Origin of the sequence: Bacillus sp. FDAARGOS_235 (assembly GCF_002073415.2) — a bacterium.
GTDB lineage: Bacteria > Bacillota > Bacilli > Bacillales > Bacillaceae_G > Bacillus_A > Bacillus_A toyonensis.
This window is the reverse complement of sequence record NZ_CP020437.2, coordinates 4,894,892-4,911,189: the sequence shown is the minus strand read 5'-3', so window position 1 is coordinate 4,911,189 and position 16,298 is coordinate 4,894,892. Positions and strand designations below refer to the sequence as shown.

Below are 16,298 nucleotides of genomic sequence, written 5' to 3'. Positions count from 1 at the left end.
TTAATAACGTGCTGTTTTTCCGTAACCGTTATTAAACGTAACTGCTTCAGCATCTGCTGTGTATCCGAAATCAGCAGTTAAATCAAATACCATTCCTGTATAAGTGCTCGTTTGACCTGTTTTTATTGTGCCGTTCCCCTGATTAGAAGTAACTGATTTTTGGAATACACCATTTTTGTATTTATTCACAACAGCGTACGCGTACACTCCTCCCGAAACAGCTGGTGCTGGTTGATCTAAAACAAACTTAGCCCATGCTGCATGACATTTATTACTGTAACGTAAATACACTGTCCCTACTTTTTTACTACCTTCATATACAGCTGTAGATTTTGCATTAAATCCATCTGCATCACACGTTGTACTTCCCCCGTATACTTTCGTTGTTGCTGGATTTTTCCCGTCATAATAACTACTTAAATCAGTAGCTGCAAATGTACTTCCTTGAAAACTAAATAATACACCTATACTTGCCGCACTTAACACGCATACTTTCATTAACTTTTTAAACATTTTAAATTCCTCCTCACAATAAGTACGTATACTAAAGACAAGCTATACTGCTATGTAAGTCCTCCTTTCACGCTTCCTAGAGGCATCTTACAGAAACGAATAAACGTTGTAAATTCCCTTATGATTATTGGAATATACGAAAAATTTTACTTATCCTTTTAAGAAAAAAATTGAGAAATACACATTTTATAGCATTCTATATTTAAAACATAAAAGAACCGATACTTGTTATATTCAAGCATCGGTTCTTTATACAAAATTGCCATTTTTTCTTTTATATAAAATAAATATTTCTCCACTTAATCCGTTACAAAAAACTCCCTCGTTACATCAATAAATTGTCGCAGTGGCACTGTCATCCATTTATCTTTATGCCAAGCAATTTGTGTATAAATCGGAGCTATTGTTTCTTTTAACACTAACTCCTTTAACGTCCCTTCCCGTATATCTTTTTCTACTACTATTGCTGGCAAAACTGCTATACCTAAATCCGCAATGACACATTGTTTAATTGCCTCGACACTAACAAACTCAATCTTATTTGCTGGATATACGTCTTCCGCACGAAATAACTCTTCAAATAAAGTCCGATATGAGCACCCTAGTTCAGTTAACAAAAGTGTTTCACTCTCTAAATCTTTTATAGAAACGGAAGCCTGTTCGAGTAAACAATGCCCTGGAGCCGCTACTACTTTTAATTCTTCTTTCATAAGTGGATTCACATGCAAAGCATCTTCTGTTTTACATTCGTCCAAAATAAATGCAAGATCGACTTTCCCCTCCATCAATTGTTCCTTCGCATCTTTATTGGAATGCGCTGGTTTAAATATAAGCTTTATTTTGGGGAATTGTATTTTAAACCTCTTTAATATAGACGGAAGCCTATATGTACATTGACTTTCTTGTGCACCAATTATTAACGTACCTGCTATTTCCTCATCATCTTTCACAGCCGTCTTCGCTTCGTTACTAAGTGCGATTATCTTGTCCGCATATAGTTGAAACTTTCTTCCTGCTTCAGTTAAGAAAAGACGTTTCCCTAACCTCTCAAATAGTGGTGTACCGAGCTCAGCCTCTAACGTTTTAATTTGTGCTGTAACACTCGATTGGGCAAAGTTTAATTTCTTCGCAGTTTGTGTAAAGTTCAAAGTTTCCGCGGCTATTTTAAATGTAATTAATTGTTTTATCTCCATTTATCATCCCTCTTTTCAATCGATATTTTCGATTGATTCCATCGAAATAATCCTCTTTGCCTATCGATGTTTATATTGTATGATAAAGAGCATCGACAAACAATATAAATGGAGGTATTCCATATGAAAGCACTTTGTTTCGAACAGTTCGGAAATCCGGATGTACTACAATATAAAGAAATACATGATCCAATCATAAATTCAAATGAAATTCTTGTCCGCACGAAAGCAATCGGTTTAAACTTTGCTGATATTTATAGACGCCGCGGTGATTATCATCTCGCTGGTAACCCGCCATATATATTAGGTTATGAAGGGGCTGGTATTGTTGAACAAGTAGGAGCTGACGTTACTACTATCAATCCTGGAGACCGTATTGCATTTGCTGACGTCCCATTTGCAAATGCAGAATTAGTTGCCGTTCCATCAGAGAAAGCAATTCCACTTCCAGATTCTATCCCGTTTGAAACAGCCGCTTCTGTCTTATTGCAGGGCTTAACAGCACATTATTTAACGAAAGATAGCTATCAAATAAAACAAGGTGATGTTGCTTTAGTACATGCTTCGGCTGGTGGTGTTGGTCAACTTCTTATACAAATAATTAAACTACTGGGCGGAAAAGTAATCGGCCTCACATCATCAAAAGAAAAAGCAAAAGTAGCCACGTTAGCTGGTGCTGATCGCGTATTTTTATATACTGAAGAATGGCATACGAAAGTACTTGAAGTGACTAATGATGCCGGAGTAAATGTTGTATATGAATCAGTAGGTTCTACATTAGAGGAAAGTTTTAAAGTTACTAAAGTTGGTGGTACCGTTGTATTCTACGGAATGGCTGGTGGTAATCCCGTGCCTGTTGATCCGCGTATGCTTATGGATACTTCAAAAACTTTAACTGGCGGAGACCTTTGGAACGTGCTTACTACTTTTGAAGAACGTAAGCAGCGCTCTACTCAATTATTTGATTGGATCACTACTGGAAAATTAAACATTGCGAGTCCTACTACATTCTCTTTACAAAACGGTGCCCGCGCCCATGAATTATTAGAGAGCCGTAAAAGCACAGGGAAGATTTTATTGATACCATAATCGTTCATATTTAAAAAGGAAGCTAGATTTTCTAGCCTCCTTTTCTTATCTCTATTTGAGATTTAATTATATTTCCACACTTTCTTTCCCTTTTGCAACATACCTCATATCTCCAACCGACTCGACTGTGTATGTTCCACCTTGATATACAATCTTCGTCACACTAGCATTTTCCACTCCAAGTTTTGTTTTACTACTATCTATCATTTCTATTAAGGCAGTAATCAAAAGCCCATGAACGACAACTAAAACGGTACCGTCTCCATTTGCAGCAGCTTCTTCACTAATTTTATCAATCTCTGTTTTTATACGAGTAGAAAATAATTCCCAATCTTCCGCTTGTTTCGTAGGGTCTGCTGCTCTAATAAGATTAATTACTTCTTGAATAGAAAGCTTCATAAGTTCTTCTGGTGCTGCAACACCCGCAGCTTTTCCAACCGCATCCCACATATTTTCAAGTTTTTCACCTTCAAAAATACCAAAATTTAATTCTCGCAAATTTTTTCTTTTCTCAAGTTTCAATTTTGATTGCTCACTATATTTTAATACTAAATTAGCAGTTTCAATCGCTCGGCCGCTATCGCTACTATACACATTCGTAAAATGAACATCTTTTAATCCTGTTCCTAAATTTGAGGCAACTTCCACACCTTTTTCTACTAACGGAGAGTCTGCCCAACCTTGCGCGCGATGGTTCGTATTTAATATTGTTTTACCATGTCTTGTAACATATAACGTAACTACATTCTCATTGCTATTTGTTTCTCGCTTATTCATTCTATTCTCTCCCTTTACGTTTCTATATCAATTTTACCACCTCAATTATTCATTGAGCAAAATATACGTCAGTAGATCTGCTGAATAAAAAAATCTATCTTTCTGTATATCTCTACAAAAAGATAGCATCTTTTATGATTACATTTCTTAGCCAATACTTCTACTCAGCAAAAGCACTCGAATATTGTACAATTCCTTCTACACCTTGAAGAGTGTTCTCTCTTAGCTCCATCACCATAAACACTTCATCTGGCACTTCAAATGGCGCTTTTATATTCCACTGACTTGCGCGTTCAAAACCGAATTTCGGATAGTACTCTGGATGCCCTAATACTACAACTGACCCGTATCCTAATTCTTTCGCTTTTTCTAAAGCAGCCGTGATAAGTTTTCCACCAATTCCTTTCTTCTGATGGCTTGGTGCTATTGACACTGGTGCAAGTGCTAATGAATCTACAGTAGTCCCACCTTGTTCTATTGTAATTTTCGATAACATAATGTGACCGACTATTTCCTTATCTACTGCAACGATGGATAACTCCGGAATAAATGCGTCACATTCTCTAATACGTTTTACAAGTTCATGCTCTTTTTTATCACTAAATTCTTCATTTAAAAATGCCTCTTTTACAACTTCTTCTGTCTTTCTATAATCATTTTTTTGTTCTTGTCTAATCGTTACCATTCTATATTATCCTCTATTCTTTCTTATTTCTTTTTGGATTTTACGAAGTGCTTTTTTCGATCCACGCTCTATATCATGTTGCATTTTTCTTTCTTTATAATCAACAAATAGTGTACTTAAATCGTACCCTTCTGGATATAATTCTTTCGCTGCTACCTCTAAAGTAATGCGTTTTACATTCACTTCAACGAATTCACCGTTATAATATACAACGACGTTATAGAAATTATCTTTTTCCTTATAAAGGATACCAAAATCATCATAATCCAATAAATTCACACGGTCGCCGACTTTGTACTCATAATGAGATTCTCTTTTCGCTTGCACAAATTTCGGTTTTCTAATTTTACTTTCATTCACTTTTTCTATAGCGTATTCTTTATTTCCCATATACTCTTTCGCTCTTTGCAGTACATGTTCTTTTACGTTCATTTTATTCGCAATCCAAAGCGCATTACTTTCACCTGATTTACCGATAACTAATTTATAAAGTGGCTCTAGTGTTTCACTATTAAATTGCATTGCTGCGTTCATAAAATCACCATGCATTTCTGAAAAGCGTTTAATTTCACCGTAATGCGTACTCGCAATTGTAATACATCCCGCAAGGTAAAATTCTTCTAAAATAGATATCGCAAGCGCCGCACCTTCATTCGGTTCTGTACCGCTCCCTATTTCGTCAAATAGTAGTAACGTATTATTATTTGACATCCTCATAATTTCAGACAGATTTTTCATATGAGATGAAAAAGTGCTTAGTGCATTTTCGATACTTTGATTATCACCAATGTCTACAAATACATTTTCGAAAATAGCAATTTCCGTTTCTTTATCTCCCGCAATATGAAAGCCTGACATTGTCGCTAATGTTAATAGTCCGATTGTTTTTAACACAATTGTTTTGCCGCCTGCATTTGGTCCTGTAATAATTAAACTACGGTACTCTTGACCAATTTCAAAGTTTAACGGTACAACTTGCCCCGTTAAAAGCGGATGCTTACAATTCATTAAATGAATGTTTCCGTGATCGTTTAGCTTCGGTTCTATTCCATCGATTGATTTACTAAACTTCGCTTTCGCAAATACCATGTCATATTGACTTATCAGTTCCATATTAATTTTTATACTATAAATATTTTCTACTACCATTCCTGATAGTGTCGCTAATATTTGATACTCTTCCATTGCTTCTTCTGCTTTCAAACTTGCTAGTTCCACATTTAGCTTTGTAACCGTATGTGGTTCTATAAATACAGTAGAACCTTTTGCAGAAGCTTCAACAATACTCCCAGCAACTTGATTTTTATAGGAAGATTTAATTGGAATCGTATAACGGTCATCCTTTTTACTAATAAAGAATTCCTGAATAAATTTCTTATTTGCACTACTATTTAAAAACTTCGTTAAACGCTCTTTTATTTTTCCATCTACAGAATCGATATTATTTCGAATTCGTTTTAACTCTTTACTTGCAGCTGCATCAATACTATTTCCTTTAATTGAAAAGTTAATTTCCTCTTCAATGCTTTTATATTCAGTCATTGAATTTGCATAGGAAGCTAATACTGGTGCAAAAAATTCTTTATCTAACATAAACTTTTTAATCTTTCTACATCCACGTAAAAAGTCTGAAACACTTACTAATTCCTCTGGATCTAAAATCATCCCTTTTTCTAATTTTTGAATTGTACTCGCGATATTTGAAATTCCGAAAAAAGGCACATGTCCTTCTGCATCTAATATAGTCCTTGCTTCTGTCGTTTCATTTAAACGATTTCTCACTACTTTTATACTTGTACTCGGCTCTAATTTATTTAATAATTCCTTACCTAATCCACTTACACAATAAGATTTCACTATTTCCTTTAATTCGTTATATTGTAACTTTTCAAAAGTCATCGTATTCATTTTGTTTCTCCTCACTATGATTGATGTTTATCATAAATGAAGATACCTACTCATTAGATCCCAATGAGTTTTACATTATTCAATTACCATTTTTATACATTTAAAACGTATACAAAAAAGCTGCGGGGATACCGCAGCTTTTACATTTACAAGGCATGTGTAATAACATATGAGGAAATAAACCATAAAAAACGAATGGAAATCCTCTCATTACACGCTTTATAAAGTATTGTAGGTATCTTCATAGGTTTCGAAATAAACGCATGACAAAATTAGGGGTATGATATACATAAAAATCCCCTGGTCTTATCCGATTTATTTCATTAAATTTTTCCTATTTAATACCTACCGCACTCACAAAAAGCACCTCTCATTAATTTATATTTTATGGTCATTGAAATCTAATTTATTGAAATCATCATACTATATGTTTTGCAAGAAGTAAAGGTGTCATACTTTTATAACTATACAGAATGTAAAAAGAAGAGGAAACTTATATTTCAGTCTACCTCTTCTTTTTCATCACCAATTTACTGTTGAACATATATAGAAACAGAGCCTCCACTTACATGGAATTGCCCCGATCCATCTTTATTAATTGTTACAGTATTTGTTTGATTACCCGTAATATCGTACCATACTTCCCCAGCGTTATTCTTTCCAACATCCATCCACTTTGATCCTCCTGGTCCATCGGAGATTAATGCCGCTAAACCAGACTTAGCATGTACACTATCTCCTTCTCTTGTCCAGCCAATCACATCTGGATGGTCTAAATAATCACGCTGCGTACCATATGCAAAGTTTTTTCGTGCCGTCAAAATTGGATCAATTTTATCTTTTAACGCTGGAATTTCATAACTACTATTTCCGCTTGTCCCATAGTAATCACCATAAAAAACTGAAGGATAGCCCTCTGCACGAGTTAAAATAAATGCATATGCCAGCGGCTTAAACCACGGACTTACTACAGATTCCAATGATTGCCCAGGTTGAGAATCATGATTCTCAACGAGAGTAACTGCGAGTGCAGGATGATTTTTCATTACTGTTCCATTTAAAATATTTCTCATATCATAATTCCCATTTCCTGTTGAAGCATAATGAAAATTGTAATGAAGCGGTGCATCAAATACAGATTGATTATAATTGACTTTCGCCAAATAATTGTTTAAAGTCTGGATATCATTTTGCCAATATTCAGCCACCGTAAACATTTCTTTCCCCGTTTGCTGTCTGACATGATTTACCCAATCGCGTAAATATTCATGATCAATATGTTTAACAGCATCTAAACGAAATCCATCTAAATTTAATTCATTCGCATACCACGTTCCCCAACTTTTCATTTCATTCGCAACATCTGGATGATCAAAATCAAGATCTGCATACATCAAATAATCATAATTTCCATTTTCGCTAGACACTTCCCAGTCCCACGCTTTACCTATACCCCTAAATTTATAAATTCGGTTTAATTTCCTTCCTTCATCCCAATCCGTTCCGTCAAAATGATACCATTTCCATTTGAAATTAGAATAAGCATCTCTGCGCCCTGGAAAGTTAAAACCCGTCCACGCACTAATTTCATAATCACCTGATACTTCAATATTTCGATTGTTACGGTCTACCTCAACAGCTGTTACGGTTTCAGTATAATCAGCCCCACCTTTATGATTCATAACTACATCACCGTATACGTCGATGTTTTGCTTATGTAAAGCGTCAATTGCAGATTTCAACTGTGCCTTTGTCCCATATTTCGTCCGCACCGTTCCTTTTTGATTGAACTCCCCTAAATCGTATAAATCATAGGCCCCATACCCTACATCATTTTGCGAAGTCCCTTTATATGCAGGTGGTATCCATACAGATGTGATTCCCTTATGAGCTAAACTTTCAGCATCATAACGCAAACGATTCCAATGATTCCCATCATTCGGAGCGTACCACTCAAAATACTGCATTAATGTTCCATTATTTATCGTTGCTGCTTCCGCCTTATTCCTCCCATATATATTAGGAAAAAGCAAAATAAATAATAAACAGACTACCGTAATCCTTTTCAACATATTTACACCATCCCCTTTAAGAAAACGTTTGCATAACTCATTAAAATTATTATAATATTCGTTCTACAGTTAGTAAAGTAACAATCTTTTAATCTCTCACATTATTTTTCAAAATATGAATTTAACTATTCCACAAGTACCCCCACATAGTTTAAAATTCACATCGTATTCAAAATTGTATACAATTTATCTATAAAAGTATGACGGAGGGATTTCTATGACAGACTTTCAAAAACAATTTTTCGCACGTTTACATATAGAAGAAAAAGAAACCATATCATTTGAAGATTTATCTCAACTTATGTATGGAATGGCGCAAACTGTTCCATTTGAAAATTTAAATGTTCTCGAAAATAACTTTAAAGAAATATCAAAAGAGAATTTAAAAGAAAAAATTTTAGTAAACAACCGTGGCGGTCTTTGTTATGAACTAAATCCTACTATGTATTACTTTCTTAAAGACTTTGGATTGGATGTTTATTTAGTTTCAGGAACAGTTTACAATGCTGCGAACTCTATATGGGCTGTCGATTCCGGACATATCGCAACTGTTTTAAAACATCATCATGAACTTTATTTAATTGAAGTGGGGTTCGGATCATACTTACCTCTTGCACCTGTTCCTTTCTCAGGTGAAGTCGTTCACTCAGTAACAGGAGATTATCGTATTCGCAAAGAAACAACTGAAAAAGGAAATTACATTTTAGAAATGCGTAAAAACAATGAGTTTCTAGATCAATCTTCTGCTGATGATTGGACATTAGGCTATGCATTTTATATAGAAGAAGTGGATGAAACGAAAGCGAATACAGCACAAAAAATCATCGTTGAACATGAGGGCTCACCATTTAACAAAGTACCTCTTATTGTAAAACTTACACATGACGGACACGTTTCTTTAACAAAAGATCGTCTTACAATAACAAAGGACGGTACAAAATCTAAAGAAGAAGTTACAGACGAGCAATATACAAACCTTTTACATTCGAAGTTCGGAATTACACTATAACTGTTTAAGCCTTGCTATTTACAGCAAGGCTTTTCAATTTTCAGCAGGGATTTTTTGCAATTTGTTGTATTTCATAGTTATATAGGAATATGACTACACGTTTAGAAAGGAAATGATTATGACAGAACTTAAAGATCGATTACAAGTACCCGATAATGAAAAATGGAAGTTAACAGATATTTACGATACGATTGATGATTGGGAAAATGATTATAAAAAAATAGAAATGTTAACAATTGAACTAAAAGAATTTAATGGAGATATTCACGATGGCAATCGTTTATTAGCTTATTTAACAAAGAGTGAAGAAATATCTAGCATATTATCTTTAATGTTCGCTTATGCGCGATTACAATCTGATCTTGATACACGCGATACTGACGCCCAATCCCTTGTCGATAAAGTATCACAATTACATGTAAAGGTAAGCGCAGCGAAATCATTCTTCTCCCCATTCTTACTTAGCGTAGAAGAAAACACTTTACACTCTTACATAGAAGAAACGGAAGGGTTACTATACTATAAAGAAGACTTATTTGAATTATACCGTTATAAAAAACACGTATTGAATACGGATCAAGAAGAAATTTTATCCCAAATGGGTGAAGCACTTTCCTCTCCGCAACATACATTTGGTATGCTAAATAATGCAGATATATCATTTGGTGAAGTGACGAATGATGATGGAAAGAAAGTGAACTTAACACGTGGAATGTATTCGAAGTTAATAGAAGATGAGAATCGTGAGAAACGTAAAGAAGCTTATAAGGCATATTACAAACCGTATGTTCAGTTAAAGAACTCAATCGCTTCTACATTATCTTCTGCTATTAAAAATAATGTTACTGTTTCAAAGCTAAGAAAATATCCATCAGCTTTAGAGAAATCATTATTTGGCGATATGGTTCCGAAAGAGGTATATGAAAACCTAATTGATACAACGAAAAAAAACATTCAAACATTACATACATACAATGAAATTCGTAAAGAAAAATTAAATGTAGACGAACTAAGACAATACGACTTAAGCGTCGATTTAGTACAAGGTGTAAAACAAGACATTCCATATGACGAAGCGTTTGATACTATGATTGCATCACTTGCTCCTTTAGGAGAAGAGTATATTGAAACATTAAAAGGTTTTAAAGATAAACGATATATAGATGTGAGAGAAACACCTGGAAAACGTTCGGGTGCTTATAACTTTGGGGTATATGGCGTTCACCCATTCATTCTTTTAAATCATCACGATGATCTAAATAGCCTTTTCACACTTACTCATGAGTGTGGTCACGGTATGCATACGCATTATTCACACGGATACCAACCAAGAATTTCTGCACACTATTCCATTTTTGTTGCAGAAGTCGCCTCTACAGTAAATGAAGTGTTATTAATTCACTACTTATTAAAAGAAGCGAAAGAAACGAACGTACGTAATCATTTAATTAACTACTTTATCGATAGCTTTAAAGGTACTTTCTTTACACAAATCATGTTTGCAGAATTTGAAAAAATCACACATGAAATGGCCGAACAAGGTAAACCATTAAACGCCCAAGTCTTTAGCGAAATTTATGAAAAGCTATTTAGAGAATATAACGGTGATTCACTTGTATTTGATGAAGAAGTAAAATATGGATGGTCTAGAATCCCTCATTTCTATCGTCCATTTTACGTGTACAAATACGCAACTGGATTCGCCTCTGCCATTCAAATTGCCGATAAATTATTAAGCGGTGATCCAAATGCACAAAAAAACTATATCGAATTCCTTAAAGGCGGAAGTTCTGACTATCCATTAAACCTACTGAAAAAAGCTGGTGTTGATTTAACTACGCCAGAACCGATTGAAAGTGCATTAAATCGCTTTACTCAACTTGTTGAAGAGTTTTCAGCATTATAAAAAAAGCATGCAGAGTATATACTCTGCATGCTTTTTTCATTCGAATCACTTTATTCTACATGTTGCTGCGTCACACAATGAATCATACCACCATACGCATACAGTGCATTTACATGAATACCAACGATTCTTCTTCCTGGAAACTGCCCTTCAATGATTTGCAGTCCTAACTTATCATGTTCATCACCGTATATAGGAACCAATACAACTTCATTTCCAATATAGAAATTCAAATACGAACCTTTACAGTCTGCCTCTTTTACCACTTTTCTTGTTACTGGTACTGGGATGAGTTGAAATGGACTTCCATCTATATTTCTCGCTTGTCGCAATTCTTGATAATGCTTTTCTTGCGCATCCAAAAGGTACGCCTCTCCTTCCCTGAAAGGATCATATTCATAAAGAATCGTATTTTCATTTACAAAACGTGCTGCCCCATCAATATGATAATCCGTATCTTCATCATAATTATCTTCACCACGAATACCAGTTATCCATATAAAATTCGTTACCCCTAAATACTTCGTTAACTCCATTTCAATCTCTTCCTGACTTAGTGTAGGATTTCGATTTTCATTTATAATAGAAGTTTTTGCCGCCATTAAGGTCCCGTTTCCATTTATCTCTATTCCTCCACCTTCTAGACAAACACTTGCTGCAACTTTTGGGATACTATACATTTCACTTATTTCGTCCGGAATAACAGCATCATTTTCATACGGATATTTATCCCCCCAACCATTAAAAATCCAGTGCGTTAAGCAGAGATTTTCTTCCTTATCTTTTACAAATATCGGTCCATTATCTCTTATCCATATATCATCAGTTTCTTGAACTAAAAAATCAATTTTATCCATATTTACGTTCTCTTCAATTAGCTTCGATTGGACATGTGTTTTTTCTTCTTCATCATATACAACAATATGCACATTCTCTCCGTAATGAAGCTCCTTCGCCATCGTTACCCAAATATCATCTAACTTAGCTCTGTAACCTTCACCTCTATGCGTTTTATCATGAGGCCATTGGAGCCATGTCCCCTCATGTTTCTCCCATTCTGCAGGCATATAAAACAAACTATTTTCTATATTTCTCATACATGTTCACCCCTTCTCTAAATGTAAGTCCAGTCCATACTTTGACATCGTGTTAAGGTCAACAACAATATATTCATTTGCTTGTAACTACTTCATAACGTTACTCTTTATTCTCCCTTGTGATACACTACTTCTCCTTGTAAAACTGTCATTAATACTTTCACACTCGGAATCTTATCGACACTCATTTTAGTAATATCCTCATTTAGTATTACGATATCAGCCGATTTTCCTACTTCAATTGAGCCAGTAATCTTATCAAGTCCTAGTGCCTTAGCTGGCTTAATTGTATAAGCATCAATAGCAGCCTGTACATTAGACAAGCCTTTCTCATCAATACTTAATGCGTTCGAAATCGTCACAAGTGGATTCAATTCATTTACATCCCAATCACTACTAAGTGATACATTTGCACCTGTTTTCCAAATTTGTCCTAACGGCATAATTCGTTTCATTTGCTGGTCTGTAAAATACGTACTTGCCCAGCTTTGTTTAGGATCTTCCGCAAAATCATGACCGACTTGAAAATCAGCGCTAACTCCTAAATGAGCAAAACGATTCATATCACTATCTTCTACCATTTCCACGTGCGTAAGCGTATACGGCTGTTTTGCCCCTTCTTTTTTCGCTGCTTCAATTGCATTTAAACTCTCTCTTACTCCACTATCTCCAATTGTGTGAATAAGTGCACCGTAACCAAGTTTATTAAGTTCAGTTAACCACCATTTCATTTTTTCTTCTGGAATATAGTTCAAACCATACGGGGTTCCTTTAAACCACTCAAATTTATATTTTTCAAGCGTTTTCGCTGTACTGTTAATACTAATTCCATCACTATACATCTTCACTTGATTAATAAGCATGCGTGACGACAAACCATCTCGCTTAATCTTTTGGAAATACTCGATTTGTTCTGCTTCATTTAAGTTCAGATACACCCACGGACGAAGTACTACCCGTGACGTTAACTTTTTCTCATCATTTACTTTATTCCAAACATCTAACCAGCCTCGTTTCCAATAGAGACGTCCATCCCCCACTGTAGTAATACCATTCTTCGCAACTTCATCTAAGCCGTCCAGCAAACCTTCATAATTTTTTTCGAACAAATTCGGTTGGGCATTCCATGCTTTTTCCATTACGATATCTCCAGCTGTATCATAAAGAATACCAAACGGTTCTCCTGTTTCTGGATCCCGAATAATTCTTCCACCTTGTGGATCTTTCGTATCTTTATTTATCCCAGCCAACTCCAATGCTTTCGAGTTAACCCATACAGAATGAGAGGTTCTTTCCATAATTATTACTGGGTTATTAGGAAATAGCTCATCAAGAACTTGTAATGGCGTTTGTTGTTCTGACTTTTCATCCATATTTTTTAACAGCTCTTCCAAACTAAATCCTGTTCCACTTATCCATTCCCCATCTTTCACATCTTTTTTACAAGCATTTAAATACGAGCGTTGTTCTTGCAACGCAGCTTCTGGTGAGACACTACAATTCCCTGCTGCTGGTGATTTCGCTTCAAAAATATGATTATGATTATCCACAAAACCAGGAAGAAGTTGACGTCCTTGTAGATTTATCACTTTCGTATCTTTATTAATCAATTTTTCTACATCCTTATTTGAACCGACAAAAGTAATTTTCCCATCTTTAATCTCTATAGCTTCTGCCATTTCTTGCTTTTCATTAGAAGTGTAAATTGTACCATTTTTAAACACTACATTTTTGGGCAACTGACTAGGTAGAGCAGAGCTACCATTCTCACCTTCTCCTACTTCAGGCGTACACGCTGAAATCCATACCATACTTAGAATCAAACAAATAATCATGATTTTTCTTTTCATATTCTTTCTCCTTTTTATTATGATAAAATGAAACTTTAATCAGTGGTGGACTCCATCCCTCACTAATTATTTGCCCACATCCATCAGGCTTTTACGGACAGCCTGACTCCCAAAAAATAGCGGGATAAATTGCTTTCGTATATAGAATAAGGATTGACATAATGTTAATGTCAATCCTTATTCTCATTCTATTTTCGTAACTAAAAAACAAATTTGTGTCACATACTCTTCTGTTAAACAATCACATTCTGGTCCCTTTATATAGACTTCATATGGATGACTCTCTAGTATATAGCCATTCCTTTCAACCCACTCTTCTAACGCCATATAAGCATAACCTATATAGTCATAGCTGCCATAATGCAAAGTGGTAACAATTTGATGCTGCTTTAACCTTTTTATGTCGCACTCTTGTAATACACCTTTATTATCTTCATCCATAATCGGAATTCTTAATTCTATATAGCTGCGATTTGGAATATACTCTTCATCATAAAAAACTGTAGATGGAGAACCGACTATTTGAAAGCTATTTTTTTGTACTTGTTCATATAAGTCATAAAAATAATCATCCATATCGTCTATATCTATTTGTAACTTTTGAGCAATTACTGTTATTTCATTTCTCATTCCAATTAATATATCGTAACTTCTATGGCGAGCAATATTTAGACCTTTATTCATATTTACTATTTCATTCATTTCTGAAATAACCTGTAAATTTTGTTTCACTTCATGAGATAACTCCATAATTTGAGATTGCATATGTTCAACAAACGAATCTTGATCTGCTGACTGGAGAATGATTTTAATTTTTGGTAAAGGAAACTTGTACTCCCTCAGCTTTTTAATTTTTAACGCTACTTCCAGCTGCCCTTGTTCATAATATCTATATCCATTTACCGGATTCACATATGCTGGTTTTAATATCTCTTCTTTGTCATAATGCCTTAGCATCCGTGTACTCATTTTACAAATTCGTGAAAATTCAGTAATTGTATACATATAAATACCCCTTGAATACATTTTCTTATAAACTTATTCATCCCGATTGGTATGGGCTAATAATTAGAGGGGATGACCTCCTCTAATTAAAGTTTCACCTTATTAAAACCAATCAAAAATTTTTCTAATTGAAGAACTTTCACCCTGACTGCTCAATCTTTTCATTTTTGAAGGCAATAAATGACTCGGACAATACCACGTTAAACAATTCATTGCACCTCCCATAGTCGATATTTCTCCTACATGAATTTGAATGACTTGTTTTTCCGTATGCTGTTGAATATATCGTAAAACTTCCCCGTCTTTTGCTAATCCAAACTTAGGAACATAAAGGGCGTCACATGTTTCTAACATATTTATATATAAACCTTTTGCCGATGCAATTTCTTGATCATATTGCCCTTTCTCTGTATATGACGAAGGAACAACGATAAATTCAGCTTCTGGCATTTGCTCTTGAATAATCTCTTGCACATGATATCTAAATTCATTATCACCTAGAAAATCACTAATAAACATTGTGTGTTCATCAATAAATTTAACCATTCCGTCCGCGTGCGCAAGTACATCTCCTTCTTCAGCAGGAATAATAATAACCCGGCTTACATCTAAATCCCACTCTAATTGCTCAATTATTTCCTCTTCCGTCCAATCATCGTTGTCATCAAATATGCGTTCTGTTAATATAACAGTATCTTTTTTATTCCAAATAAGATTGCCACCATCCAATATTAATGGTGATTTCACATACTCAAATTCATTTTTCTTCAACCATTTATTAAATTGTTGATCTAAATATCGCCCTTGATCCTCTGGTAAATAGTTTGGGTAATATTTAAATTTAACAAGATGATTCGTTATAACTGGCGCAACATCTCTTAGCCAAATATCATCATACTCAAAGAAGTTTGTATGAAAGTCTTGCTCTTCAACAGATAAAGATATAAGTTGATCGGTAAATGATTTTTTTTCATTTAAGTATTCATTAAAGTAAATAATGTCTTCATACAATGGTTGATAATATTCATTCGATTCGTCTGGTATTGCAGTAAAAATAATGCCACTATGTTTTTGTTCCATTTTATTTACCTCGCTTTTTAATAATGATTACATAACTGATTTCAATCAGCCAACTATTCCCCAATCCATTTCTCTTTTCATTACAATTTTTGAAACGTGCACATTTCATGAATG

At 34.6% G+C, this 16,298-nt stretch carries 13 protein-coding genes; 3 read left to right on the top strand and 10 right to left on the bottom strand.

Going from position 1 to position 16,298, the window contains the following annotated elements:
* A complete protein-coding gene (locus tag A6J74_RS27660) occupies positions 1-513 on the bottom strand; it encodes a YjfA family protein (RefSeq protein ID WP_000473732.1) in 513 nt (170 codons plus the stop codon).
* A gap of 299 nt (positions 514-812) precedes the next feature.
* Positions 813-1,706, bottom strand: coding sequence for a LysR family transcriptional regulator (locus tag A6J74_RS27655; protein WP_000403868.1), 894 nt, complete (start codon positions 1,704-1,706; stop codon positions 813-815).
* Positions 1,707-1,829: 123 nt separating this feature from the next.
* On the opposite strand from A6J74_RS27655, the gene A6J74_RS27650 reads away from it, so the two are divergent.
* On the top strand, positions 1,830-2,795 hold the full coding sequence (locus A6J74_RS27650) for a quinone oxidoreductase family protein (protein ID WP_000645240.1): 966 nt from the start codon (positions 1,830-1,832) through the stop codon (positions 2,793-2,795).
* Between the two features lie 66 nt (positions 2,796-2,861).
* Here the strand turns inward: A6J74_RS27650 and A6J74_RS27645 are convergent, their stop codons facing one another.
* The 4 genes from A6J74_RS27645 to amyS all read right to left on the bottom strand — a co-directional run bounded on the left by A6J74_RS27645 (position 2,862) and on the right by amyS (position 8,237).
* Positions 2,862-3,572, bottom strand: a complete 711-nt coding sequence (locus A6J74_RS27645) for a histidine phosphatase family protein (RefSeq protein WP_001042060.1) — start codon at positions 3,570-3,572, stop codon at positions 2,862-2,864.
* Positions 3,573-3,732: 160 nt separating this feature from the next.
* Positions 3,733-4,257: a GNAT family N-acetyltransferase gene (locus A6J74_RS27640; protein WP_000256477.1), complete on the bottom strand. Its 525-nt coding sequence runs from the start codon at positions 4,255-4,257 to the stop codon at positions 3,733-3,735.
* A gap of 6 nt (positions 4,258-4,263) precedes the next feature.
* On the bottom strand, positions 4,264-6,165 hold the full coding sequence (locus A6J74_RS27635) for an endonuclease MutS2 (RefSeq protein ID WP_001095216.1): 1,902 nt from the start codon (positions 6,163-6,165) through the stop codon (positions 4,264-4,266).
* Between the two features lie 530 nt (positions 6,166-6,695).
* Entirely contained in the window at positions 6,696-8,237 is a 1,542-nt protein-coding gene (gene amyS / locus A6J74_RS27630; protein ID WP_000919644.1) for an alpha-amylase, read from the bottom strand.
* Between the two features lie 217 nt (positions 8,238-8,454).
* Here amyS and A6J74_RS27625 point away from each other — a divergent pair, with 217 nt between their 5' ends.
* Together A6J74_RS27625 and pepF are read left to right on the top strand one after the other, a co-directional pair.
* A complete protein-coding gene (locus tag A6J74_RS27625) occupies positions 8,455-9,246 on the top strand; it encodes an arylamine N-acetyltransferase family protein (RefSeq protein ID WP_000129201.1) in 792 nt (263 codons plus the stop codon).
* Between the two features lie 118 nt (positions 9,247-9,364).
* Complete coding sequence (pepF, locus tag A6J74_RS27620; protein WP_000137585.1) at positions 9,365-11,152, top strand: oligoendopeptidase F; 1,788 nt, start codon at positions 9,365-9,367, stop codon at positions 11,150-11,152.
* Positions 11,153-11,202: 50 nt separating this feature from the next.
* Here pepF and A6J74_RS27615 read toward each other — a convergent pair whose 3' ends face one another.
* The 4 genes from A6J74_RS27615 to A6J74_RS27600 all read right to left on the bottom strand — a co-directional run bounded on the left by A6J74_RS27615 (position 11,203) and on the right by A6J74_RS27600 (position 16,184).
* Positions 11,203-12,249, bottom strand: a complete 1,047-nt coding sequence (locus tag A6J74_RS27615) for an agmatine deiminase family protein (protein WP_001244197.1) — start codon at positions 12,247-12,249, stop codon at positions 11,203-11,205.
* A 107-nt stretch (positions 12,250-12,356) separates the two neighbouring features.
* A complete protein-coding gene (locus tag A6J74_RS27610) occupies positions 12,357-14,099 on the bottom strand; it encodes an amidohydrolase (RefSeq protein ID WP_000823352.1) in 1,743 nt (580 codons plus the stop codon).
* A 183-nt stretch (positions 14,100-14,282) separates the two neighbouring features.
* Positions 14,283-15,104, bottom strand: a complete 822-nt coding sequence (locus A6J74_RS27605; RefSeq protein WP_000288097.1) for a MerR family transcriptional regulator — start codon at positions 15,102-15,104, stop codon at positions 14,283-14,285.
* Positions 15,105-15,206: 102 nt separating this feature from the next.
* Positions 15,207-16,184: an agmatine deiminase family protein gene (locus tag A6J74_RS27600; protein WP_000435610.1), complete on the bottom strand. Its 978-nt coding sequence runs from the start codon at positions 16,182-16,184 to the stop codon at positions 15,207-15,209.
* Positions 16,185-16,298: the final 114 nt, after the last annotated feature.